The sequence below is a fragment of the Virgibacillus alimentarius genome, assembly GCF_000709085.1.
Lineage (GTDB): Bacteria > Bacillota > Bacilli > Bacillales > Amphibacillaceae > Virgibacillus_B > Virgibacillus_B alimentarius.
The window spans coordinates 1-25138 of the sequence record NZ_JFBD01000090.1 but is presented as its reverse complement, the minus strand read 5'-3'; the positions used below and the strand labels follow the sequence as shown (position 1 = coordinate 25138).

Genomic DNA, 25138 nt, shown 5'->3' with positions numbered 1-25138 from the left:
TGCCTCATTTAAGTCGCTTCCTTTTTTCTTTTTATGTTATAATCGACAATATATTCGTTTTATGGAGGACTTTAAGCATGTCAAAACATACACCAATGATGGAACAGTATTTAAAAATAAAATCAGAACATAAAGATGCCTTTTTATTCTTTCGTCTGGGCGATTTTTATGAAATGTTTTATGATGATGCAATTATTGCTGCAAGGGAATTGGAGATAACGCTTACAAAACGGGATTCAGGTCAAAAAGAACCAATTCCTATGTGTGGTGTACCATATCACGCTGCTACAACTTACATAAAATCATTAGTAGAAAAAGGATATAAAATTGCAATTTGTGAACAAGTAGAAGATCCAAAGACAGCCAAGGGTGTAGTGAAAAGGGAAGTTGTCCAGCTTATAACACCGGGAACTGTAATGGAATCAAACATGCTTAACGAACGTGAAAACAATTATATTGCCAGTCTATCCCATTTTCAGGACGGAACCTATGTTATCGCTTATAATGATTTATCAACAGGTGAAAACAGACTAGCTGTTGTAAATAATGGATGGGACAGTGTCATTCATGAGTTATTTAACCAGCCAATAAGAGAAATTGTCATATCTTCTGATCTTAAAGAAGAAGCACAAAGGCAATTGAAAGATAAGCTTAACGTAACATTGTCCTATCAAGATGATGTGAAATTTAACGGTGAATTTCGAAACTTATGCGGTAATCTTAATAATGATGAACGCTTATTGGAAGCATTTAGCCGATTATTAAATTACATAAAAGAAACTCAAAAACGTTCACTGGACCATTTACAAGAAGCTGAAATCATTCATTTAAATGACTACTTAGCCCTTGATATGTATTCCAAGCGCAATCTTGAACTGACAGAAACGATTATTAAAAAAGGAAAACATGGCAGTTTATTATGGGTTCTTGATCAATCAGTGACAGCAATGGGCTCAAGAATGCTTAAAAAGTGGCTGGAACGCCCATTATTAAACAAAAAAGCAATTGAGAACAGACTTGAAATCGTCGAGGGTTTTTATCAAAGCTTTATGGAAAGGGATACTTTACGAGAAACATTAAAATCCGTTTACGATTTAGAACGGCTTACTGGAAGAATTGCTTTTGGAAATGTGAATGCACGTGATCTTATTCAGTTAAAACAGTCATTATCCAAAATTCCTGAGTTAAAATCTATTTTAAATCAATTTGGACGGAAACAAATAGTAGATTTAAGCAATAAACTAGTCTTACCTGAAAATGTACTTATATTATTAGAATCAAGTTTAGTAAATGATCCGCCAGTATCTATTAAAGAAGGTTCGATCATTAAGGATGGATATAACGAAAAGCTGGATCAATATAGAGATGCAAGTAAGAATGGAAAGCAATGGATCGCAGCATTAGAAAAAAAGGAAAAAGAAGAAACAAAAATTAAATCGCTAAAAATAGGCTTTAACCGTGTGTTTGGATACTATATCGAAGTTACTAAAGCAAATTTGCATTTATTACCGGAAGGAAGGTATGAACGCAAGCAAACATTAACAAACGCTGAGCGATACATTACCCCTGAATTAAAAGAGAAGGAACAGCTTATATTGGAGGCTGAGGAAAAAAGTGTAGAACTAGAGTATCAGATATTTTTAAACATACGTGAGCAAATGAAAGAACATATAGCTGATATACAACAATTAGCAGAGGTTGTCAGTGAAATTGATGTTCTACAGGCTTTCGCCACAGTAAGTGAAGCGAATAACTATAAGCGTCCTCAATTTGTAGAGAAGAACTTAGTCATTACAAACGGAAGACACCCAGTTGTCGAACAGGTAATGAAAGATGGATCCTTTGTTCCGAATGATGTTTCTTTAGATCAAGATAAAAATATTTTATTAATAACCGGACCGAATATGTCTGGAAAAAGTACTTACATGCGACAGGTGGCATTAATCGCTATTATGGGACAAATAGGGTGTTTTGTGCCGTGTGATAAGGCTGATTTAATTATTTTTGATCAGATTTTCACCCGTATTGGAGCTGCTGATGATTTAGTTTCCGGACAAAGTACGTTTATGGTGGAAATGCTTGAAGCGAATCATGCTATTGCTAATGCTACCGATAAAAGCCTTATTTTATTGGATGAAATTGGCCGTGGAACAAGCACGTACGATGGGATGGCTTTAGCACAAGCAATTGTAGAGTATATTCATGATTATATTCACGCTAAAACACTCTTTTCTACCCATTATCATGAATTAACGTCTTTAGAAGAATCGTTAAAAAAATTAAAAAACATCCATGTCCGAGCCGAAGAATATGAGGACAATGTGGTCTTCTTGCACCAAATAAAAGAAGGTGCTGCGGATAAAAGCTATGGTATTCATGTAGCAAAATTAGCAGATTTACCAAATGATTTAATATACAGGGCGAATGAAATTCTTGAGCATCTGGAAAACAATACTCAATCATCATCAAATACGGATGAAATTGAATCGGCACAATTAGCTTTTTTTGTTGAGGAGCAAAGTATTGATACAGACAAAAGGCCAAAGAATGAAAAATTGATCAGTGATTTAAGGCATTTAAATTTGTTAGAAATGACCCCATTAGAAGCATTGAATGAACTGTATCGCTTGCAAAAAGAAGCTACCAAGACGTAAATGAAAGGATTTTTTGAATGAACATATTCCAACTGCCGGATTCACTTGCTAATAAAATTGCGGCTGGAGAAGTAGTGGAGAGACCAGCTTCCGTTGTGAAAGAATTGGTTGAAAATAGTATTGACGCGGATAGCACCTGGATTAAAATAGAAATTGTAGAAGCAGGATTGCAACAAATAAAGGTAATTGATAATGGAGAAGGTATGTCAGAAGAGGACTGTGAAACGGCTTTTCTAAGACATGCAACGAGTAAGATTAAGAATGATGCAGATCTTTTTCATGTCAGGACATTAGGCTTTCGAGGAGAAGCATTAGCAAGTATTTCTTCTGTCAGCAAGCTAACGATAAAGACTTCCCAAGGCGATGCAGCTGGAACGCTCCTAAAATTAGAAGGCGGCAAAGTAAAAGAGAAACAAAAAAGTGATGCTCGTAAAGGTACAGAGATTTCAGTAGAAGATTTATTTTACAACACTCCAGCAAGATTAAAATATATGAAAACCATTCACACGGAGTTAGGCCATATTACCGATTTGATCAATCGATTAGCACTATCACATCCACAAATACGTTTTGAAGTTACACATAATGATAAAACATTATTTAAAACAGCTGGTACAGGAGACCTATTACATGTAGTGGCTCAAGTATATGGAATGGAAGCAGCCAAAAAAATGTTGCCGATTGAAAGTGAATCACTCGATTTTTCAATTAAAGGATATATAGCGAAGCCGGAAGTAACGAGAGCATCTAAATCTTATATATCAACAATCATTAATGGACGTTATATTAAAAGTTACGTATTAAATCAAGCGATCATTCGAGCATATCATACGTTGCTTCCAATTGGCCGTTTTCCGATTGTTGTAATAGCTATTCAAATGGATCCTATCTTAGTAGATGTCAATGTGCATCCAACAAAACTTGAAGTTCGTTTTAGTAAGGAAAAGGAACTCTTTTCGATCATTGAAGAGACCATTAAGAGTAAATTTCGAGAAACTACATTAATTCCAGAAATAACAAAGCAAGAGAAGCCAAAGAATGAATCTTTTCAGCACACATTTCAGTTTGATCACTCACCAACGAGGAAGGATAACTGGAAGCACGAAGAAAGAATGAATACGGGGTCTGTCCTCCAAAATGAAAATATAAATGAAAAACAACCGGAAATATATGTTGAACCGTCTATCGATAAACCGGATGAAACATTTATTGAACAGCCAACTGAGACGTTTGATGAACCACGATCAATACCGCAGCAAGAAATAAATCAGCCTATAAATCAATCTGTTAAGGTTCGTGATCGTATTCCTCCTATGTATCCAATAGGTCAATTACAGGGAACTTACCTATTAGCACAAAATGAAAATGGTTTATATATGATTGACCAACATGCTGCCCAAGAGCGCATTAAATATGAATATTATAAAGAAAAGCTAGGAAATGCAATGAAAGAGTCACAAGAATTATTAATACCACTGACATTTGATTTTTCAAAACAGGAATCGATTTTTATTGATCGATATAAAAAGGACCTAGAGGAAGTTGGTTTATTTTTTGAGGAATTTGGTAACCAAACCTATATCATACGTTCTCATCCTACGTGGTTTCCGTCCGGTTTTGAAGAGGATATTATTCGGGAAATGGTTGAGCAAATTATGCAAAATGAAAAAATTAATATAGAATTAATAAGGGATGATGCAGCTGCATTAATGGCCTGTAAACGTTCCATTAAAGCAAATCATCACTTGAACAAGGATGATATGTTTCGCTTACTAGAAGATTTACGTCAAACGACAGACCCATTTACTTGCCCGCATGGGAGACCAATCATTGTTCACTTTTCTTCCTATGAGCTTGAAAAAATGTTTAAACGTGTAATGTAATTATGTATAAATCCATCAAGCTTTGCAGAAACTATGAAAAAAGGCGAGGTGTGTTATTCAGATGGAAAACCAAAAACTTGTAAATTTTTTAAATCAATTACTGTCAAATCAATTTGTAATGTATGTAAAGCTGCATCGTTATCATTGGTTTGTACAAGGTAGGCATTTTTTTCAGTTACATGAGAAATTTGAAGAAATGTACAATGAATTTGCTTCTGACCTAGATGAAGTAGCAGAACGTATTTTAATGATCGATGGCAAGCCATTAGCAACGATGGTGAAATACTTAAAAGAAGCAACATTAGAAGAGGCAAATGCAGACGACAAAGAGAATGAGATGATAAGCAAATTAAAAGAAGATTATAAACAAATCATCAGAGAAGTACGTGATGAAGGGATGCCCCTTGCAGAAGAACAAAATGATGAACCTACGCTTGATTTGCTTATTTCCATTCAAGCCAAACTGGAGAAATATGTTTGGATGTTAACAGCATACCAGGCATATGAATAAAGAATGTAATTAGGGGAATACGAATGAAGCAAACTGTAATTGCAATTGTTGGTCCAACAGCGATAGGAAAAACAAAGCTAAGTATAGAAGTTGCCAAAAAATTTAATGGCGAAATTATTAGTGGGGATTCCATGCAAGTGTATAAAAACATGGATATAGGTACAGCCAAAGTTACCAAAGAGGAAATGCAGGGAATATCCCATTATATGATTGATACAAAGGAGCCAAGTGAAGCGTATTCCGTGGCAGACTTTCAAAGAGATGTACAAGCATCGATTAAGAAAATTGCATCTCATCAAAAAATACCTATTATTGTGGGTGGCAGTGGCCTATACATTCAAGCAGCACTCTACAATTATAACTTTTCTAATCATAAAAGAGATCAACAAATAACAGAGCAGTTAGAGAAATATGTGAATAAGGAAGGAATTAATCCATTATTTGAACGCCTAAAGGAAATTGATCCCGAACAGGCAGCAAAAATTCATCCAAATAATCATCGTCGTGTCATTCGCGCACTAGAAATCTATGAAACAACCGGTACAACAATGACAGCTTATCAACAAAATCAAAATTCAGAATCACCTTATAAGGTCCTATTTATTGGGTTAGAAATGGATCGTTCTCTTTTATATAATCGCATAAATAAACGAATTGATCTTATGATGGAGAAGGGTTTATTAAAGGAAGTAAAAAGTTTATATGAGCAAGGACTTGAAAATTGCCAGTCCATGAAGGCAATAGGTTATAAGGAATTCTTGCCTTACTTTAAGGGAGAACAGGATCTTGACAGAGCGATTGAATTATTAAAACGGAATTCAAGGAGATATGCAAAAAGACAATATACTTGGTTTAAAAATAAAATGGACATTCATTGGTATACCATTGCGGCTTGTTCAATCGATGAAAGTTTTCAAACAATTTTAAAAGATCTTGCAGGATTATTAAAAGAAAAGTAGAAATTATATATACGGAATATTAACCGTGCATTCCTGCGCACGTATAGACAGAAAAGAGGAGGAATACGATGGCTCAGTCTGTAAATATTCAGGACCATTATTTAAATCAAATAAGAAAGAACCACATTCCAGTTACCATCTTTTTAACAAATGGATTTCAATTACGGGGCGTATTGAAGGCCTTTGATAATTTCACTATTTTATTAGAAACAGATGGCAAACAGCAGTTGATTTATAAGCATGCTATTTCAACATTTGCACCAATTAAAAATGTAACTCTGGATAAAGAAGAATAACGATGGCGGACACTTTTATCGGTGTCCGTTTTTCTTATAGTTAGAGGACACGTACTTTTAGGAAAAATAATACTTAGGCGTTTGTCACAACTTCTTACATATAACGTATAATAAAAATGACTAAGGGGTGATGGATTGAATACACAATTGGTTCGTAATAAAAATGGGCAGATCAATATTATTCTCCAGGATCATAAAGATGTTCAATCAGAATGTAGTACCAATTCCTATTATGTTGAAAACAATCCATTTGATCATATAGACCAAGATTTTTCATCATTTGTAGGGATGGAAAAATTAAAAAGAACAATAAAAGAAATATATGCAACGGTAGTTATTAATGACAAACGAAGGCAAATGGGGTTAACCTGTTCAAAGCAGGTGCTTCATATGCTTTTTAAAGGAAATCCAGGTACGGGTAAAACAACGGTTGCACGGAAATTAGCGAAAATGTATTTTGATATGAATATTTTATCAAAAGGTCATTTTATTGAAGCGGAAAGAGCAGATCTAGTTGGAGAATATATTGGTCAAACCGCGCAGAAAACAAGATCTATTATACAAAAAGCGATGGGTGGTATTTTATTTATTGATGAAGCATACTCGCTTGCCCGTGGCGGTGAGAAGGATTTTGGCAAGGAAGCAATCGATACACTCGTAAAACATATGGAAGATAATCATAATGATTTTGTTTTAATCCTTGCAGGATATCCTAATGAAATGGAACGATTTTTATTATTAAACCCAGGTTTGAAATCAAGATTTCCTTTTATATTGGATTTTAAAAATTATGATGTTAGCCAATTATTAAAAATTGCAAAGCAAATGGTTACTGAAAGGGAGTACCAATTATCGAAAGAAGCTGAATGGAAGTTACGGGCACAGCTAGTGAAGCAAATACAAGAAAATCAGCGTAATTTTTCCAATGCGAGATATGTTCGTAATGTCATAGAGCATGCTATTCGTATGCATGCGGTAAGGTTAATATCCAAAAACAAAATCTCTGCTGATGAGCTAGTAAGGTTACACGAAGTCGATTTTCATTTTGAGGAATAATTGTTTGACTGTTGTTTTTGTAGTTAAATACCTTTTTTGCTATGATGAAAATAGCCACAATAGGGGAATACTGTGTATAGGCAAGTATAGAAAGAGGTATTAAAATATGGCAGATGAAAAAATATTGATCATAGCAGTGAAACAACCAAATCAAAAAGAAAAGCGATTTGAATCCTCCTTAGAAGAATTAATTTCGTTAAGTAAAACGGCAGGTGGAACGGTTGAAAAAATTATGAAACAAAATCGCAACCGCATCCACCCTGCTACTTATATTGGAGAAGGAAAAGTTAATGAGATCAAACAATATATCGATATGTTAGAAATTGATTTAGTAATATCAAATGATGAACTTTCAGCAGGACAATTAAGAAATTTAGGCAATAAATTGGGAATTCCCATTATTGATCGCAGCCAGTTAATTTTAGATATTTTTGCACAACGAGCTAAAACAAAAGAAGGGAAGCTTCAGGTAGAACTAGCACAGTTAGAATATTTATTACCTAGGCTCCATGGGCAGGGGCTGGCTATGTCTCGTCTTGGAGGAGGGATAGGGACTAGAGGGCCTGGTGAAACAAAACTAGAAACAGATCAACGTCATATAAGAAAAAGGATACATGATATAAAAAGGCGTTTAAAACTTGTCGTCCGCCAACGAGAGCAATATCGCAAACGAAGAAAAACAAATGATGCGTTTCAAATTGCTATTGTAGGTTATACAAATGCTGGAAAATCTACATTATTTAATCGGTTAACCAGTAGTCATTCCTTAGAGGAAAATCAGTTGTTTGCAACACTAGATCCACTAACAAGAGAAATTCAATTACCAGCTGGATTTCATACACTGATTACTGATACAGTAGGCTTTTTACAAGACTTGCCGACAACTTTAATCGCATCGTTCAAGTCTACATTAGAGGAAGTTTCGGAAGCGGACTTTATATTACATATTGTTGATAGCTCTCATCCTGATTTGGATCAGCATCAACAAACAGTAATAGAATTGTTGGAAGACCTTCATGCTAATACCATTCCAAGATTAACTGTTTATAATAAAAAGGATTTGCTTGATAAGGATGTAATACCGATAAATCATCCTTATCTATTTATTAGTACATATGACCGAGAAGATATCCATCATTTATTGTTGAAAATAGAATCAATGTTAAAAGCAGAATGGGATCGTTATATGATAAACTTAAACCCTGATGAGGGAAAAATGCTTCATCGATTGGAATATGAAACCATTATTACGAATAAAACATTTGATGATAAAAAAAATAAATACGTCATACAAGGATATATGCAACAAGAACATCCGTTGCAAAGTTTAATAAAGGAGCATTAATTGAAATGATTGAGCAACTAGTGAAGCAGGCAGAAGTAGATTGTGAGCGGGAATACCAATATATCAATAAAATTGTGGAAGCAAATCAACGTAGCGTCCTAGAAGCCTTTAAAAACAATCGAATCAGCGAAGGTCATTTGAGTTCGACAAGTGGTTATGGCTATGATGATATGGGACGAGATGGCTTGGAAGCCGTCTATGCGGAAGTGTTTGGAGGTGAAGCTGCACTTGTTAGACCGCAAATAGTCTCGGGAACACATGCGATTTCTACTGCATTATTTGGATTACTAAGACCAGGGGATGAACTCGTTTATATTACTGGTAAACCTTATGATACGTTAGAAGAGGTAATTGGTAAACGTGGGAATAGTGCAGGGTCGTTAAAGGATTATCAAATCCATTATAATGAAGTAGATCTTAATCCGGATGGAAGCATCGATTATCTGAGAATAAAAGAAGCAATTTCATCCAAGACAAAAGTGATAGGGATACAACGTTCAAAAGGGTATGATGACAGACCTTCATTTACAATTCAAGAAATGGAGGAAATGATCACCTTTATTAAAGAAATAAGTCAAGATTTAATCGTCTTTGTTGACAATTGCTACGGTGAATTTGTGGAGGAAAAGGAACCTTCACATATTGGAGCAGATATTATTGCAGGTTCGTTAATAAAAAATCCAGGTGGAGGAATCGTCCGTGCTGGGGGATACATTGTTGGCAGGAAAGAACTAGTTGATTATTGTGCAAACCGGTTAACAGCACCAGGTTTAGGCAAAGAAACAGGAGCTACTTTAAATATGCTGCAGGAAATGTATCAAGGATTCTTTTTAGCTCCGCATATTGTAGGTGAAGCATTAAAAGGAGCAGTCTTCACAGCTCGATTATTGGAATTGGTTGGTTTTACAACAACACCACATTATCAAGCGGAGCGTACGGATCTAATTCAGTCTGTAACGTTTAACGACCGCGATCAAATGATTGCCTTTTGTCAAGCAATTCAAGAAAATTCGCCTGTTGACTCATTTGTTATGCCGTATCCGAGTGAAATGCCCGGCTATGATGATGAAGTAATTATGGCAGCAGGAACATTCATTCAAGGTGCAAGTATAGAATTGACAGCAGATGGACCGATTAAACCGCCTTATATGGCGTTTGTACAAGGGGGATTAACCTACGCACATGTGAAGATAGCCTTAACTGAATCTGTAAAAAAGCTGATTGATAAAGGTTTTTTAAAACGTAAACAGGGTATATACTAAATAGTTGGATTATTAGGAGGAAAATAATGGGTTCGAGATTGACAAAAGAAGATATTATGAAACAAATCGAAGAAGAAAATGTACGATTTATACGCTTGCAATTTACGGATATGCTTGGCACCATCAAAAATGTTGAAATACCTCTTGGACAGTTGGATAAAGCATTAGAGAATAAAATGATGTTTGATGGGTCCTCTATAGAAGGCTTTGTGCGCATCGAAGAATCAGATATGTATTTACATCCGGATTTAGATTCATTTGTTGTATTCCCATGGACTTCTGATAAGGGAAAAGTAGCACGGTTTATTTGTGATATTTATAATACAGACGGAACTCCTTTTGAAGGGTGCCCGCGTTATAATTTAAAACGAAATCTTAAAAAAATGGAGGAGGCAGGTTTTACTGCGTTTAACATAGGTACGGAACCAGAGTTTTTCTTATTTAAACTTGATGAAAAAGGAGATCCTTCGTTAGAACTAAATGATCGTGGTGGTTATTTTGACTTAGCCCCAACGGATATGGGAGAAAATTGCCGACGTGATATTGTTCTTGAATTAGAAGAAATGGGATTTGAAATCGAAGCTTCACATCATGAAGGCGCTCCCGGACAGCATGAGATTGATTTTAAATTTTCAGATGCCATTAGGCATTGCGACGATATACAAACATTCAAGCTTGTAGTAAAAACAATTGCCAGAAAGCATGGGCTCCATGCTACATTCATGCCTAAACCTCTGTTTGGAGTACAAGGATCAGGGATGCATGTAAATATGTCTTTATTTCAGAGTGACCAAAATATTTTTTTCGATCAAGACGGAGATATGCAACTCAGTGAAAAAGCTTATCAATTTACAGCAGGATTAATAAGACATGCAGCAAACTATACAGCTGTCACAAATCCTACTGTAAATTCATATAAGCGACTTGTCCCAGGATATGAAGCACCTAGTTATATCGCTTGGTCTGCACATAACCGCAGTCCTCTTGTTCGTATCCCTTTCTCAAGAGGGATAAGTACTAGAGTAGAATTAAGAAGTGTTGATCCGACAGCGAATCCTTATATGGCTGTAGCCGTCCTACTCGGTGCTGGGTTGGATGGAATTAATCATAAACTAACACCGCCAGAATCTGTGGATTGCAATATTTATGATATGAATGAAGCGGAGCGCGAAGCAAATGGTGTTAAACATTTACCGACTACCTTAATGGACGCTTTAAAGGAATTAAAGAAAGATGAGGTAATTCGGAGTGCTTTAGGTGATCATCTCTACAAAAATTTTCTTGCCACAAAAAAAATAGAGTGGGATATGTTCCGCACTACTGTACACCCATGGGAGAGGGAGCAGTATTTAACAAGCTATTAAGATTGATATATTGATGGGATAATTCTGTGGAAAAGGAATTAATTTATAAATGTATAGATGAGCAAAAGTATTGGGCTCTGTATGTTTTATCTGCTTCATAATACGAAAGTCTCTCTAAATTACGTTAACACATTTTAAGTTGTTTCTGAATGTTCTATACAATTTTAACAAGTGGCTATGTTTATTAAAAAAGTCATTTTCACAAGGAAGGAGATTATAAATGCGAAAAAATGTTTTTACAATGAAATTAGGCTAGGCGATACAGAAGAGAACGACATAGTTTCTAATAATAGAAATTACCATGATATTTATGAAGATAAAAAGATGTTGAATTTTTTGAAAAGTAAATAATTACAAAGAAAAACCCTTTTCTTTTTACAGGCAAGGGTTTTCTTCGTTCCATCTCATATACCAGTGAATGTATTAATGGAGGGATATATTGCGAGAAAAATACAACGTTCAATTTACTTGTGAAATTAACTAAAAAATAGCATTGCAAAAGAGGCTGAGCAAATGAGCGCTAGCGCTACTTCTGCACCGGTGTCCAAACTAGATATGGATGCCGCAGCGATCGCTAATAAAATTAAGATAGGAGAAATAACAAGTTATATTGCAAACAGTGTGCCTTTACATGTATTTTCTGTTTGACTGTCCATTTCAAGAGCCTCATCTAAAGCTTTTGTAAATCGGTCTTCTACCATTGCATTGATGACAGGATTGATTTGTTTAATATGATCGATATAAGCGGATACCCGCTTTTTGATGCATTCAACTGGCAAAATATAGTGATCTGTTGTATTTATTACAATACTCGTGACTTTAAGTGGCAGCCCGTTTATCATTAAGCAGTATGTTTTATATCCATTGATGACTTCCATTAACACCAGGAAGCCATTTACCAGCACAAGGTTAACGCAGGTGTTAAAATTGGCGCAAGTAAAGTTGACGACAGCAGTTACTGAACAGAAAGAGCTGTATTTTCCTTTGCTAAAAATGCCATGACATTAGATACCGTATCCCCTGGACAACAACCAATCAGTATAACTCCAATAGCTACTTTGATGGTAATTAAAAAAGTATAGCTAGTCTGAAAGTGAACAGCGGTGTAATTGTAAATTTCATATGTTGCAATGCTCACTTTGCGAGTCGAAAAAGACGAGATAAAGCAGATATTAAATGGGATTATTGAGGTTGTTTAGTTTGAAATTTAAATGATGAAGTCTGTTTTGTAAAATTAAAGGAAGCTGTCCCAAATATAAAAGGAACCGTGAAATATAGTACATCATAATGTGTTAAATTCACGGTTTTTTGAAGTTAAAAGCTACGAAAAATATATTGAAAAAGATTGCCTGATACATGTTAGGTACATTCACAATATATACATAAAATTTGTTTTTTAATTAATAATAAGTCTATCCTTATATTTTTATAGGAGGGTTTATAATGCATGATCGGAAGGTTCGTTTAACATCTGGAGAAATAGCTTCACTATGGACTGCATATATGAATAACAGTATGTCGAAATACATTTTAAAATTTATGCTTAAATATATTGAAGATCAGGACATAAAACCAATCATTCAAAAAACGTATAATAATGCAAGTAAAAGTATGGAGGATTTAGCGTCTATTTTTGAAAATGAGCAGTATGCTATTCCAAATGGATTTACAGAAAAAGATGTAAACATGAATGCTTCGTGGCTCTTTTCAGATACATTTTGTTTAACTTATGTCAATCATATGGCAAAAGTAGGGATGATCGCTTATAGTGGTTTTATTTCCATGAGCAACCGCGAAGATATTTGCGACTTTTTTTCAATCGGGTTAACCGAAACGAATAATACCTATAATGAATCACTTAAACTTGCTCTTTATAAAGGAATTAGCGCTAGGCATCCATTTATTGAAACTCCGAAGCATACAGATTATGTAGATAGCAAAAAATATTTAAGTGGTTTAAATCCATTTAGTGATAAACGGCCTGTCAATGCGGTAGAAATTTCACATTTATATATGAACATATTAACAAATGCAGTAGGTGCAAAATTATGCTTGGCTTTTGCTCAAACTTCTACAAACAAAGATGTGCAAGATTACATGCTCCGTGGAAAAGAGATTTCACAAAAACATATGAAAATTTTTGTAGATACGCTTATGAAAGATAACGTTGATGTTCCTCAAGTACCGAATGTAACAATCAGTAATTCAACAACCCCAACGTTTTCCGATAAGTTAATAATGTTTCATATGAATTTAATCATTTCTTCAGGAACTGGTAATTATTCTACCGCTGCTTCAGCGAGTCAACGAAGTGATTTAATGGTCAATTATGAACGGCTATCATTTGAAGTGATGCGACTAGCTAAAAATAAAGAGAAAAATTAAGTCAATTCGATCAAAAGAGTAAGTCATAAACCGGTCTCAGGATAAGAAATAAATTTTACTTGACAACGCTTTCATGATCGGTTAATATAAAAAGTAAGTTAATATTTAAACAATGTGTTGAGATAAGAGACCTACATTGCAGTGTTGTGTATATATTAGTAATTTACACATCGCCAAGCCAATGTGGGTCTTTTGTATTTTGTAAAATACGGAATATTAACTTTTTTATATACAATTTCTTAAAAAGATAGGAGTGGTTGAACTTGACTGAGTTTATGGCTGAACTTTTAGGCACAATGGTCTTGATTATCTGTGGAGTTGGCGTCGTTGGCGGAGTTTTGTTAAAGTGGTCTAAAGCAGAGGGGGCAGGTTGGATTGTCATTACCATTGGATGGGGTCTCGGAGTGGTAATGGGAGTTTATGTATCCGGAACAGCATCGGAGGCACATATTAATCCTGCTGTTACACTTGGATTTGCTGTTATTGGAGAATTCCCTTGGAGCAAGGTGCCAACATACATTACTGCACAAATGATTGGCGCTATGATTGGTGCTGCGATTGTCTTTTTAAATTATTTACCTCACTGGAATGAAACAAAAGATAAAGGAGCTAAACTTGCTATTTTTTCAACTGCACCAGGTGAGTCAGTTAAGGTAAGAAGTTACGTTTCTAATTTGCTAAGTGAAATAATTGGTACATTTGTTCTCTTGCTTGGGTTATTGTTTATTGGTGCAAATACGTTTTCTGAAGGTTTAAATCCGTTAGTAGTAGGATTGCTTATTGTTGTGATAGGTATGTCTCTTGGAGGAGCAACCGGTTACGCTATTAATCCTGCACGTGATCTGGGGCCAAGAATCACACATGCATTGTTGCCGATTCCGGGGAAAGGAGGCTCAGATTGGAGCTATAGTTGGATCCCTGTTATAGGTCCAATTATTGGAGGAACATATGGAGCGGTATTTTATCAAGCAGCCTTTCAACAAGAAATTTCAGGTCTTTTTTGGGTATTAAGTATATTTCTTGGTTTATTAATCATTGTTGCAACAGTGAAAGAGTTAAAAAATGCTAAAATGGTAGAGGGAAGAACGAGTCAAAAGATTTCATAAGGAGGACATGAAAATGGATGAGAAGTATATTTTATCGATAGATCAAGGGACAACAAGTTCAAGAGCAATTCTTTTTAATCACAAAGGGCAAATTGTAGCTACCGGGCAACGGGAATTTGAACAATTTTTTCCAAAACCAGGTTGGGTGGAACATGATGCAAATGAAATATGGACATCTGTCCTAGCATGTATATCGGAAGTATTAAGAATTGCTGATATAAGTCCTATCCAGATAGAAGGTATTGGAATAAGTAATCAGCGTGAAACTGCTGTCGTATGGGATAAAAATACTGGAAAGCCAATTTACAAGGCGATTGTCTGGCAATCACGTCAAACGGAAGAGATTTGTAAGCAATTGCGTGGAGAAGGATATAATGACATATTCAGGAAAAAGACGGGGCTTCTTCTTGATCCGTATTTTTCAGGTACAAAAGTGAAATGGATTTTGGATAATGTGGAGGGTGCAAGAGCAAAGGCCGAAAATAATGAACTTTTATTTGGCACCATTGATACATGGCTTGTTTATAAGTTATCTGGAGGCAAAGCCCACGTTACGGACTATTCCAACGCTTCAAGAACACTGATGTTTAATATTTACGATTTAGAATGGGATGATGCGCTGCTTGATATTTTAAATGTACCTAAAACGATGCTGCCAGAAGTAAGACAATCTTCAGAAGTGTATGCAACAACCGTTGACTATCACTTTTTTGGCTATGAAATTCCGATTGCAGGAATTGCTGGAGATCAACAAGCCGCTTTATTTGGTCAGGCTTGTTTTGAAGAAGGAATGGCTAAAAACACATATGGTACCGGATGCTTTATGTTAATGAATACTGGAGAAAAGGGTGTATCATCTGATAATGGTTTACTTACGACCTTAGCATGGGGTTTAAATGGTAAAGTAGAATATGCGTTAGAAGGGAGTATTTTTGTAGCAGGATCGGCAGTACAATGGCTGAGGGACGGACTAAAAATTATTAATACTGCTCCAGAGAGTGAGAAATATGCAACAACCGTTGATTCGACAGAAGGGGTCTATGTTGTGCCAGCATTTGTTGGTTTAGGTACTCCTTATTGGGATAGTGATGCACGTGGGTCTATACTTGGATTAACACGAGGAACGAAAAAAGAGCATTTAATACGTGCAACACTTGAATCACTTGCTTATCAAACAAAGGATGTCCTAAACGCAATGATTACTGATTCAAAGATTGATTTAAAGACATTGCGGGTAGACGGTGGTGCAGTTAGAAATGATTTTTTAATGCAATTTCAAAGTGACATGCTTAATGTTCCAGTGGAACGCCCTGTGGTACAAGAAACAACAGCATTAGGAGCGGCTTATTTAGCTGGTTTGGCTGTTGGATATTGGAAAGATCAAGATGAAATAGCTGAGCAATGGAATATTGAGCAAACATTTACAAGCGAATGTCCAACCGAAAAACGCAGTAAATTATATGATGGTTGGAAAAAAGCTGTAGAAGCTACAAGAGTATTTAAATAATGTTATATTATAAAAAGAGATGAGACTTACTTTTTTAGTAATATCGTCTCTTTTTACTTAATAGAAGCATTATTGAATTGAAGTTATTTCAAGATGAAGGAGCTGGATTGGGATGGAGATACCTACTGGAATAATACCGGCAATTCGAAGGATGAAACACTTTGAAAAAGGATTGGAGACGAAATCTGATTGGATCATCATTTTAGATACTCGACTTTCACAACTTCGTCACTTAGTAAAATATTGTAAACAAGCGAATAAAAAGATATTAATTCATTTTGATTTGATAAAAGGATTAAAGTCAGATGAGTATGGTTTGGAATTTTTAATTCATGAGATTAAGCCGGATGGTATTTTATCGACAAGAGGAAATATTATTGAACTATCTAAAAAAAATAAATTACTAGCAATTCAACGAATATTTTTATTAGATAGCTTAGCATTGGAACAAAATTTGAAACAAATAAAAAGAGTTCAGCCTGATTTTATAGAAGTTATGCCAGGATTAATGACTGATGTGCTTAAACAAATTCAGGCTAAAACAGATATACCAATTATTGTAGGTGGATTAGTGACAACCAAAAAAGAGGTTGAACTAGCTTTAGATGCTGGGGCAGTTGGAGTTTCTACCTCCCATGTTGATTTATGGCAAATTTAAATAAAAAGAAAACAGCCATTTCTATATATAGAGGGGCTGTTTTTACTTGATGTATAAGCCTTTATGGGCATGATTCTTCATTAGGAATGCGAGTGAATGATCTTATAAAGAATCATGCCCAAGTTTCTTTATAAAGGCATCCGATCTATTATTTTTCTAATATAGTAGCCTCATCTATCGCCTTTTGTAATTCTTTCGTATAATTGACTTCTTGAGCTTTAGACCAATGTAACGATTTGCTCATATAGTTAATTACAGCTTTTTGGTGTTGGTTTACCCAATCAATATCAAAAAATAATGCACCTGTACGGCGGATGAAAAAATCAATTGGCTTATAGACAAGTTCGTACTCCATGCTATAAATAAGTTTGGTTAAAACAAACGGATCCAAGTGCTCTTTTGTTGCTTTTTCTTTGTTTGCTTGGTAAATTTTAAAGATTGTATCAATGTTTGATCCGTATACTGCGATCAGGTTATTAAGTGTATCTTCAGGTATATCAAGGGCTAATCCTTCTTCTGTTTTTTGTTGCTTGAATCGCTCAAATCCTGTTGAACCGCCAACTTCTCCACCGGAAATCGGTAAATTTCTGGTTTCTGATTTTGAATAAAGAATATTTTCTTCTTCTTTCAATTGTTTTACTACTTCATCGACAGCTTCTTCAGCCATTTTCCGATAACCGGTCAATTTTCCGCCTGCCATTGAGATCAATCCGGATTCAGAAATGAAAATTTCATCTTTACGTGAAATTTCTCCGGGCTTTTTGCTGTCGCTATCAGCGATGAGCGGTCTTAGTCCTGCCCAACTTGATTCAACATCACTAGCAGTTATATTCATGGACGGAAACATATAATGAATTGCATTCAAGATATAATCACGATCTTCTTCTGTTGTAACAGGGTGTGCTATATCACCATTATAGTCTGTATCGGTAGTACCAACATAGGTTTTATTACCACGTGGTATAGCAAAAATCATCCGGCCATCTGGTGAATCAAAGTAAACGGCTTGTTGTAGTGGAAATACATTTTTAGAAAATACGAGGTGAATACCTTTTGTCAAATGTAAAGACTTTCCTTGTTTGGAACCATCGATTTCTCGTAATTCGTCAACCCAAGGACCGCTGGCGCTAATGATCTTTTTGGCAAAAATATCATGTGTTTCTCCGCTAATTTCATCTTTGACCTTTGCACCACAAACTTTTCTGGATGAATCATAAAGAAAATCTATCACTTTTGAATAATTTATAGCATGGACGCCTCTTTCCACTGCTTTTTTCATTACTTCAATCGTTAATCGGGCATCGTCTGTTTTATATTCTACATAATATCCCGCCCCTTTTAAATTTTCTTTTTTAATAAGTGGCTCTTTTTGTAAGGCTTCTTTAGGATTTAACATTTTACGTCGTTCTTCTTTTTTTACGTTTGCAAGGAAATCATATACACGTAATCCAATGTTTGCGGTAAATGGACCTAGAGTACTTCCTTTATGAAATGGAAGCATCATCCATTCAGGTGTAGTCACATGGGGGCCGTTTTCATAAACAATTGCTCGTTCTTTTCCCACTTCTGCGACCAGTTTGATTTCAAACTGTTCCAAATATCGTAGTCCACCATGTACTAATTTTGTTGATCGACTGGAAGTACCGGCTGCAAAATCTTGCATTTCTACTACTGCTGTTTCTAATCCACGTGTTGTGGCATCCAAGGCAATTCCAGCTCCTGTGATTCCTCCGCCAATAACGAGAACATCCAGTTTTTTTTGCTGCATTTTTTTAAATATGTCATTGCGATGATGACTTGAAAAGGTTGACATCATTCATCTCTCCAATCTTTTATCTGCCTATTGCATGATCTATCCCTGTTTATAATGTGTTATGCATCTTCCACTGAAATTTGACATTTAAAAAAACCACAAAACATACTTGTGTCCTTTTGACGCAAGTGTTTGTGGTTTCTCCATCTCTCTGTCCAAAATATTAACTTATCTATAATATAGCATACCTAGTTATTCTAGGCAAGAGATAAGAACTTTAGAAGTTTATTTTCTAAATAGAAATACGAGCTTTTTTCCTCTGATTTAGTAAATGTTTCTGTACAATCCCACTACTTTGCCTAAAATCGTTACATCCTGATAGATTAATGGTTCCATCGTAGCATTTTCAGGCTGCAAGCGAATATGGTCTTTTTCCTTGAAAAATCTTTTTACAGTAGCTTCATCCTCCTCCGTCATTGCTACTACAATTTCACCATTATGTGCTGTGTTTTGCTGCTTGATAATTACCATATCTCCATCTAAAATTCCTGCTTCAATCATACTTTCCCCTTCAATGACAAGTACAAATAAATTATCGTCCGGTCCGGCACTTGAGTTCGGTAGTGGAATGAATTCTTCAATATTTTCAACCGCAGTTATTGGAAGACCAGCTGTTACTTTTCCTATGACTGGAGCATAACGTGCAGCCTCTCTTGGGATATCACTATCAGCTGATTTTTCTAAAATTTCGATTGCTCTTGGTTTGGTTGGATCTCTTCTGATATAGCCCTTTTTTTCGATACGTGCTAAATGGCCATGAACAGTAGAACTGGATGCAAGCCCCACGGCTTCTGCTATTTCACGGACTGATGGCGGATAACCCTTTTTATTTACTTCATCCTTAATAAAATCGAAGATCATTTGTTGCCTTTTAGAAAGTTTTGTCATCTAGTAGACACCTCTTGCATAGGATTTATTAATTATAGTTTATCATCTCAGATAACAATTAGCAAACATTCGTTCGAAAAACCATTGACAAGATCAAGTGTTCGTAGTAAGCTAAAAATAGAACAAAGGTTCTTGGTGAAAGGGCTGGTGTTAAAATGTTTGAAAAAATTACAAAAACAGATATATTTTATTTAGTTGCATTTGGATTTATGTTAGTATTCTTATACTTTTCCATGATAAATGCATAATCTGTCCGTTTAAATTAGGGAGTTTTTCATTTTGAGAGCTATCATATATTGTAGGGTTAGTACGGATAAAAAATCTCAGGAAACTTCACTGGAGAGGCAGAAACAAGAACTTATGAAGCTTGCTGAGAGACATGGGTTTATTATTGTTGATTGTATTGAAGAACAAGAAAGCGGATATGAAATAAATCGAGATGGTATTTTTCAAATGCTTGATTATTTTTCAACGAAGCAAGCTGATTGTCTATTAATACAGGATGAAACTAGATTGGGACGAGGAAATACTAAAATTGCTTTATTTCGTCAGTTGCAGAAATTAAATGTGTCTATCTATACTATCATCCATGATGGGCAATTGGAGTTATCGGAATCTGACTCAATGGTGTTGGACATTGTTAGCATTGTGGAGGAATACCAACGCAAGATTCACAATGCAAAAATCAAAAGAGGGATGAAAAAAGCAATAAATGAAGGATATAATCCTAGTAAAAATTTTAAAAATCGTAACCATGCACCAGGTAGGGAGAGAGTATCATTTCCAATAGAGGAAGTGATACGATTACGGCAAAAAGAATTAACTTTTGAAGAAATTACCACTATCTTAAATGGATTGGGTTATTCCGTGTCAAAGGCAACGGTACATAGACGATATAAAGAATATCAAAAGGCTTGAAAACAGTGTATAATAAGGGTAACATAAACAGACAAGAACTTAGGTTGTTCTTGTCTGTTTTTGATAAAAACTTATAATCCTTTTAGATAAATAGAGAATTTTTAGATTGGAGTTTTAGTATGATTACAAAGGAGAAATTAGCACGTATTAATCAATTGGCTAAAAAGGCAAAAGAATCAGAATTGACCAACAAGGAAAAAAAAGAACAGAAACAACTAAGACAAGAGTATTTACAAAATGTACGCAAATCCTTTAAGAATCAGTTTAAAACAATGACGGTATTAGATCCTAAAGGGAACGATGTTACACCGAAAAAAGTGAAAAAGATGCAAAAACGAAAATAAAAAATCAATCGTATTGTTCATCTATCGGACATCGTGATTTTACTTGTTACAAGTGATGTTTCAATATAGAATAACATAAGAGTAAACGTTCAATAATCGGAAGGGGAATACTATGACAAAAAATATTGAAAACTTATCAATTAATACAGTTCGAACATTAGCTATTGATGCAATTGAAAATGCTAATTCAGGTCATCCAGGACTTCCTATGGGTGCTGCTCCAATGGCGTACACGTTATGGACAGATTTTATGAACCATAACCCTAAAAATTCAAAATGGTTCAATCGAGATCGCTTTGTGCTTTCAGCTGGACATGGTTCAATGCTCTTATATGCTTTACTTCACTTATCTGGATACGATGTTCGTTTGGATGATATAAAAGCATTTCGTCAGTGGAATTCAAGAACACCCGGTCATCCTGAAGTACATTATACAGACGGTGTTGAAGCAACAACTGGTCCGTTAGGGCAAGGGATTGCAATGTCTGTCGGAATGGCAATGGCTGAAGCTCATCTTGCAGCTAAATTTAATAAAGACGATTTTTCCATTGTTGATCACTATACGTATGCACTTGTTAGTGATGGCGACTTAATGGAGGGAATTTCTCATGAAGCTGCATCTCTTGCCGGTCATTTGGGATTAGGTAAACTGATCGCACTATATGATTCGAATGATATATCTTTAGATGGGGATTTAAATCGTTCATTCTCAGATAACACCGAAGAACGTTTTAAAGCCTATGGCTGGCAAGTACTTCGTGTAGAAGATGGTAATGATGTAAATGAATTAAGAAATGCAATAAAAGAGGCGAAGGCAAATATAGATCAACCAACTCTTATAGAAGTTAAAACTGTTATCGGTTATGGTTCTCCAAATAAATCAGCTAAAGCAGATTCTCACGGGGCGCCACTCGGCGTGGATGAAGTCAAATTAACAAAGGAATTTTATAATTGGACACATGAAGATTTTCACATTCCGGAAGAAGTATATGCTGATTTCAAGGAAAAAATCGCAGATCAAGGAGAGGAGGCAGAATCGAAATGGAATCAATTACTTGCTCAATACAAAGAAAAGTACCCTAAGATTGCAAGTGAATTTGAACGTGCAATGAATGGTGAATTACCAGTAAATTGGGATAAAGATTTACCAGGATATGAGGCTGGCAAAGACAAACTTGCAACTAGAGCCTCTTCAGGTGAAGTTCTTAATGCAATTGCTAAAGCTGTACCTAACTTTTTCGGTGGCAGTGCCGATTTAGCAGGCTCTAACAAAACAACAATTAAAAACGAAGAAGACTTTAGCCGCAAAAATTATGCGGGAAGAAATGTTTGGTTTGGTGTGAGAGAACACGCAATGGGTGCTGCTTTAAATGGAATGGCCTTACACGGTGGCTTAAAAGTTTATGCGGGTACATTCTTTGTGTTTAGCGATTACTTACGTCCGGCAATCCGACTATCATCGATTATGCATACGCCAGTTACCTATGTATTTACACATGATTCCATTGCTGTGGGTGAAGATGGACCAACACATGAACCAGTTGAACATTTGGCTTCATTGCGTGCAATGCCTGGTTTGTCTCTTATTCGCCCGGCAGACGGCAATGAAACGCAAGCAGCATGGCGTTTGGCTTTAGAATCAAAAGATCAGCCGACAGCACTTGTTCTAACAAGACAAGGTCTCCCTACTTTGGAAGGAACGAAAGAATTGGCCTATGAAGGTGTGAAAAAAGGTGGTTATGTTATCAGTAAAGGGGATAAGGAAACACCAGATGCACTCTTATTAGCTACCGGTTCGGAGGTACAATTAGCTGTTGCATCCCAGAAAGCCTTGAAAGAAAAAGGAATTGACGTGAATGTGGTGAGTATTCCTTCATGGGATCGTTTTAACGCTCAAGACGATTCATACAAAGATCAGGTTATACCACGCAACGTAAAAAAACGTGTGGCTATTGAAATGGCTTCTTCATTCGGTTGGGAACGATATGTTGGAGATAGCGGTAAAGTACTTGGTATCGATAAGTTTGGTGCGTCTGCCAAAGGTGAAAAAGTAATTGAAGAATATGGATTCACAGTAGAAAATGTTGTAAAACATGTAGAATCATTAGTAAAATAATCATATGGAAAGACGGCTCTATCATGGAGTCGTCTTTTTTTACATTTTATTCGTAGATGTGATAACGGTTCGACAAAACTAGTGTGAAAAACTACCGCAATCTGACATTCTTTTAAAGAGAATTGCGTATAATAAGTAGTAGATATACGTTTAATAGATTCTATAGGGAAAATAGATCTCTTGTGTTTTATTCTTGGCTATTTTTAGTGATAGTAGAGGAGGGGTTTTGTTGAATACGTATACTGGGTTTTGGATAAAAAAGCCGGTTGCTTATCATTATTTTCATAAAAGTGAGATTTTATATCGGTTTATAAAGAACTATCAACAAAATAAATCGAGGAAAGATTTAATCATGCAATATCACTATATTACAAAAAAGTTCTCAAAATCTACTTTGACTTCTCACTTAAAAGATCAAAATCTAAAGATAAATACCAGTGGGAATCAACTTAACATTCTTAATAACAATTATTCTTTAAGTCTACAGATACACGAGAAACAATTAGACTTTTGTTGTGAAACATTACATGATGCGGAAAAATTTCTATTCCCGGCCTTGCGATCATTCCACCCTTTCATTTTTATTATCGACACTAATATGGATAACTTCGGATGGATCTCCCCCATTACAATGAATAGGGAACACAAAAAAGAACAGGTATTGTATTCTTTTCTTTGATTTACTATACTGTATGAGAGACAACACGAAGGGGGAAAGCTTGAAATGAGCACGATTTGGGTCGTATTAATTGCTATTGTGGCATTAATTGCTGGCGTTGCTCTTGGATTTTTCATCGCTAGAAAATATATGATGAACTATCTTAAGAAAAATCCACCAATTAATGAGCAAATGTTACGTACTTTAATGATGCAAATGGGCCAAAAGCCATCACAAAAGAAAATCAATCAAATGATGCGTGCAATGAATAATCAGCAGAGTAAATAAAAATGTGATTATTAACATAAAGTGTTTTTTCCGTCAGAAGGCTTTACTGATAGGGACTTGAATGTAAAATCATGTGAACATTGCACTACACCCCTTACGAATTATGATATATTCAGTAAGGGGTATTTCTTTAGAACCATATACATACCATCGATAATTTCTTTTAGCATGTTTCAGTTAATTGTCATATTTATTATCCCTATTATATCATTTTTTTGCTAAAATAGATAAAAATCATTTTAAATAGGAGGGGTATTGTGTCTGAGATCAATATATTTATTGCTTTTGGCGCAGGATTTTTATCATTTATATCTCCTTGTGTCTTACCACTTTTTCCGGCCTTTTTGTCTTATATCACCGGAATGAGTGTAAGTGAAATCAAAGATAATAAACAGTTTAACAGTAAAAGTGTTATACATACAATCTTGTTCTTACTCGGTTTTTCCAGTGTGTTTATTATGATTGGATTTTCCACCTCCTTTGTCGCAGAATTTCTTACAACTTATAAAGATTTAATTAGGCAAATAGGTGCAATTGTTATCGTATTCTTTGGGCTGGTTATTGTTGGTATACTTAATTTTCAGTTTTTAATGCAAGATAAGAAAATCACTTTTAAAAACCGTCCTACAGGATTTATAGGATCATTTCTTATTGGTATGGCTTTTTCTTTGGGCTGGACACCATGTACAGGCCCGATACTTATGGTTGTATTTTCATTAGCCGCTACCAATCCTGAAATAGGTATGGTGATGATGATTAGTTATATATTAGGTTTCTCTGTACCATTTTTAGTGTTATCATTCTTTATAGGTAAACTAGATTGGATTAAACGCCACAGTCAAAAGCTTGTGAAAATTGGCGGTTACATTATGATATTTATGGGAATTGCTTTGTTTTTTGACTGGATGACGAAATTAACATCATTTTTAGCAGGTTGGTTTGGATTCTCTGGCTTTTGATGGATTTTCTTCAAATTTTATATTATTATATTATTTACAATCGTATGAAGGGATATTTATAAATGTACAAACCAAATAATCTTATCTTACGTACAACTACATCTTTGATTGCTTTTATTCTATTAGGGTTCGCTGTTTATTTATTGTTGGCCGGACACAACTTACCAG

Annotated in this window: 24 protein-coding genes; 20 read left to right on the top strand and 4 right to left on the bottom strand. The window is 35.2% G+C overall.

The window, feature by feature from the left end; translation table 11 throughout:
• The first annotated feature begins 77 nt into the window (after positions 1-77).
• The 9 genes from mutS (at position 78) to glnA (ending at position 11330) form a co-directional block, all read left to right on the top strand.
• Positions 78-2654 carry a DNA mismatch repair protein MutS gene (gene mutS / locus GZ63_RS0113500; RefSeq protein WP_029270414.1) on the top strand — a complete coding sequence of 859 codons (2577 nt, stop codon included), beginning with the start codon at positions 78-80 and terminating at the stop codon, positions 2652-2654.
• Positions 2655-2671: 17 nt separating this feature from the next.
• Positions 2672-4537: a DNA mismatch repair endonuclease MutL gene (gene mutL / locus GZ63_RS0113495; RefSeq protein ID WP_029270412.1), complete on the top strand. Its 1866-nt coding sequence runs from the start codon at positions 2672-2674 to the stop codon at positions 4535-4537.
• Between the two features lie 61 nt (positions 4538-4598).
• Positions 4599-5048 (top strand): Dps family protein, encoded by a 450-nt coding sequence (locus tag GZ63_RS0113490; RefSeq protein WP_029270410.1) that lies wholly within the window; start codon positions 4599-4601, stop codon positions 5046-5048.
• 23 nt (positions 5049-5071) lie between these two features.
• Entirely contained in the window at positions 5072-6007 is a 936-nt protein-coding gene (miaA, locus tag GZ63_RS0113485) for a tRNA (adenosine(37)-N6)-dimethylallyltransferase MiaA (protein ID WP_029270408.1), read from the top strand.
• A 68-nt stretch (positions 6008-6075) separates the two neighbouring features.
• Positions 6076-6303 carry an RNA chaperone Hfq gene (gene hfq / locus GZ63_RS0113480; protein ID WP_029270406.1) on the top strand — a complete coding sequence of 76 codons (228 nt, stop codon included), beginning with the start codon at positions 6076-6078 and terminating at the stop codon, positions 6301-6303.
• A gap of 135 nt (positions 6304-6438) precedes the next feature.
• Positions 6439-7359 carry a stage V sporulation protein K gene (gene spoVK, locus GZ63_RS0113475; RefSeq protein ID WP_029270404.1) on the top strand — a complete coding sequence of 307 codons (921 nt, stop codon included), beginning with the start codon at positions 6439-6441 and terminating at the stop codon, positions 7357-7359.
• A gap of 106 nt (positions 7360-7465) precedes the next feature.
• Positions 7466-8704, top strand: a complete 1239-nt coding sequence (gene hflX / locus GZ63_RS0113470; protein ID WP_029270402.1) for a GTPase HflX — start codon at positions 7466-7468, stop codon at positions 8702-8704.
• A gap of 5 nt (positions 8705-8709) precedes the next feature.
• Positions 8710-9966, top strand: a complete 1257-nt coding sequence (locus GZ63_RS0113465) for a methionine gamma-lyase family protein (RefSeq protein WP_029270400.1) — start codon at positions 8710-8712, stop codon at positions 9964-9966.
• 26 nt (positions 9967-9992) lie between these two features.
• Positions 9993-11330, top strand: a complete 1338-nt coding sequence (glnA, locus tag GZ63_RS0113460) for a type I glutamate--ammonia ligase (protein WP_029270398.1) — start codon at positions 9993-9995, stop codon at positions 11328-11330.
• 605 nt (positions 11331-11935) lie between these two features.
• Here the strand turns inward: glnA and GZ63_RS0113450 are convergent.
• The gene (locus GZ63_RS0113450) at positions 11936-12208 is read right to left on the bottom strand and encodes a hypothetical protein (RefSeq protein WP_198020942.1); all 273 of its coding nucleotides are present in this window, start codon (positions 12206-12208) and stop codon (positions 11936-11938) included.
• Positions 12209-12285: 77 nt separating this feature from the next.
• Entirely contained in the window at positions 12286-12468 is a 183-nt protein-coding gene (locus tag GZ63_RS18860) for a hypothetical protein (RefSeq protein ID WP_390337565.1), read from the bottom strand.
• 305 nt (positions 12469-12773) lie between these two features.
• Between GZ63_RS18860 and GZ63_RS0113445 the strand changes: the two genes are divergently transcribed.
• The 4 genes from GZ63_RS0113445 to GZ63_RS0113430 all read left to right on the top strand — a co-directional run bounded on the left by GZ63_RS0113445 (position 12774) and on the right by GZ63_RS0113430 (position 16986).
• Positions 12774-13715 carry a DUF3231 family protein gene (locus GZ63_RS0113445; protein ID WP_051681501.1) on the top strand — a complete coding sequence of 314 codons (942 nt, stop codon included), beginning with the start codon at positions 12774-12776 and terminating at the stop codon, positions 13713-13715.
• Between the two features lie 263 nt (positions 13716-13978).
• Entirely contained in the window at positions 13979-14821 is an 843-nt protein-coding gene (locus GZ63_RS0113440) for an MIP/aquaporin family protein (protein WP_029270392.1), read from the top strand.
• A 13-nt stretch (positions 14822-14834) separates the two neighbouring features.
• Positions 14835-16328, top strand: a complete 1494-nt coding sequence (glpK, locus tag GZ63_RS0113435) for a glycerol kinase GlpK (protein ID WP_029270390.1) — start codon at positions 14835-14837, stop codon at positions 16326-16328.
• Between the two features lie 112 nt (positions 16329-16440).
• Positions 16441-16986 carry a glycerol-3-phosphate responsive antiterminator gene (locus tag GZ63_RS0113430; protein ID WP_029270389.1) on the top strand — a complete coding sequence of 182 codons (546 nt, stop codon included), beginning with the start codon at positions 16441-16443 and terminating at the stop codon, positions 16984-16986.
• 148 nt (positions 16987-17134) lie between these two features.
• On the opposite strand, the gene GZ63_RS0113425 is transcribed toward GZ63_RS0113430, so the two are convergent.
• Both GZ63_RS0113425 and lexA read right to left on the bottom strand, forming a co-directional pair.
• Complete coding sequence (locus GZ63_RS0113425; RefSeq protein WP_029270388.1) at positions 17135-18799, bottom strand: glycerol-3-phosphate dehydrogenase/oxidase; 1665 nt, start codon at positions 18797-18799, stop codon at positions 17135-17137.
• Positions 18800-19063: 264 nt separating this feature from the next.
• Positions 19064-19687 (bottom strand): transcriptional repressor LexA, encoded by a 624-nt coding sequence (gene lexA, locus GZ63_RS0113420; RefSeq protein WP_029270387.1) that lies wholly within the window; start codon positions 19685-19687, stop codon positions 19064-19066.
• A 279-nt stretch (positions 19688-19966) separates the two neighbouring features.
• Between lexA and GZ63_RS0113415 the strand changes: the two genes are divergently transcribed.
• The 7 genes from GZ63_RS0113415 to GZ63_RS17535 form a co-directional block, all read left to right on the top strand.
• Positions 19967-20605 (top strand): YneB family resolvase-like protein, encoded by a 639-nt coding sequence (locus GZ63_RS0113415; protein ID WP_029270386.1) that lies wholly within the window; start codon positions 19967-19969, stop codon positions 20603-20605.
• Positions 20606-20724: 119 nt separating this feature from the next.
• On the top strand, positions 20725-20949 hold the full coding sequence (locus GZ63_RS0113410; RefSeq protein WP_029270385.1) for a DUF896 domain-containing protein: 225 nt from the start codon (positions 20725-20727) through the stop codon (positions 20947-20949).
• Positions 20950-21061: 112 nt separating this feature from the next.
• Entirely contained in the window at positions 21062-23065 is a 2004-nt protein-coding gene (gene tkt, locus GZ63_RS0113405) for a transketolase (RefSeq protein WP_029270383.1), read from the top strand.
• Positions 23066-23258: 193 nt separating this feature from the next.
• Positions 23259-23744 carry a sporulation inhibitor of replication protein SirA gene (sirA, locus tag GZ63_RS18855; protein ID WP_404814852.1) on the top strand — a complete coding sequence of 162 codons (486 nt, stop codon included), beginning with the start codon at positions 23259-23261 and terminating at the stop codon, positions 23742-23744.
• Between the two features lie 45 nt (positions 23745-23789).
• Positions 23790-24011: a YneF family protein gene (locus GZ63_RS0113395; protein WP_029270380.1), complete on the top strand. Its 222-nt coding sequence runs from the start codon at positions 23790-23792 to the stop codon at positions 24009-24011.
• A gap of 257 nt (positions 24012-24268) precedes the next feature.
• Positions 24269-24970, top strand: coding sequence for a cytochrome c biogenesis CcdA family protein (locus GZ63_RS0113390; protein WP_029270379.1), 702 nt, complete (start codon positions 24269-24271; stop codon positions 24968-24970).
• A 62-nt stretch (positions 24971-25032) separates the two neighbouring features.
• Positions 25033-25138, top strand: a 106-nt coding sequence (locus tag GZ63_RS17535; protein WP_318842388.1) for an MnhB domain-containing protein, incomplete at its 3' end; no start/stop codon positions are given.

Coding starts and splice junctions, on each gene's coding strand:
- mutS (WP_029270414.1), top strand. CDS start 78: ATGTCAAAACATACACCAATGATGGAACAGTATTTAAAAATAAAATCA.
- mutL (WP_029270412.1), top strand. CDS start 2,672: ATGAACATATTCCAACTGCCGGATTCACTTGCTAATAAAATTGCGGCT.
- GZ63_RS0113490 (WP_029270410.1), top strand. CDS start 4,599: ATGGAAAACCAAAAACTTGTAAATTTTTTAAATCAATTACTGTCAAAT.
- miaA (WP_029270408.1), top strand. CDS start 5,072: ATGAAGCAAACTGTAATTGCAATTGTTGGTCCAACAGCGATAGGAAAA.
- hfq (WP_029270406.1), top strand. CDS start 6,076: ATGGCTCAGTCTGTAAATATTCAGGACCATTATTTAAATCAAATAAGA.
- hflX (WP_029270402.1), top strand. CDS start 7,466: ATGGCAGATGAAAAAATATTGATCATAGCAGTGAAACAACCAAATCAA.
- GZ63_RS0113465 (WP_029270400.1), top strand. CDS start 8,710: ATGATTGAGCAACTAGTGAAGCAGGCAGAAGTAGATTGTGAGCGGGAA.
- glnA (WP_029270398.1), top strand. CDS start 9,993: ATGGGTTCGAGATTGACAAAAGAAGATATTATGAAACAAATCGAAGAA.
- GZ63_RS0113450 (WP_198020942.1), bottom strand. CDS start 12,208: ATGGAAGTCATCAATGGATATAAAACATACTGCTTAATGATAAACGGG.
- GZ63_RS0113445 (WP_051681501.1), top strand. CDS start 12,774: ATGCATGATCGGAAGGTTCGTTTAACATCTGGAGAAATAGCTTCACTA.
- glpK (WP_029270390.1), top strand. CDS start 14,835: ATGGATGAGAAGTATATTTTATCGATAGATCAAGGGACAACAAGTTCA.
- GZ63_RS0113430 (WP_029270389.1), top strand. CDS start 16,441: ATGGAGATACCTACTGGAATAATACCGGCAATTCGAAGGATGAAACAC.
- GZ63_RS0113425 (WP_029270388.1), bottom strand. CDS start 18,799: ATGTCAACCTTTTCAAGTCATCATCGCAATGACATATTTAAAAAAATG.
- lexA (WP_029270387.1), bottom strand. CDS start 19,687: ATGACAAAACTTTCTAAAAGGCAACAAATGATCTTCGATTTTATTAAG.
- GZ63_RS0113410 (WP_029270385.1), top strand. CDS start 20,725: ATGATTACAAAGGAGAAATTAGCACGTATTAATCAATTGGCTAAAAAG.
- tkt (WP_029270383.1), top strand. CDS start 21,062: ATGACAAAAAATATTGAAAACTTATCAATTAATACAGTTCGAACATTA.
- GZ63_RS0113395 (WP_029270380.1), top strand. CDS start 23,790: ATGAGCACGATTTGGGTCGTATTAATTGCTATTGTGGCATTAATTGCT.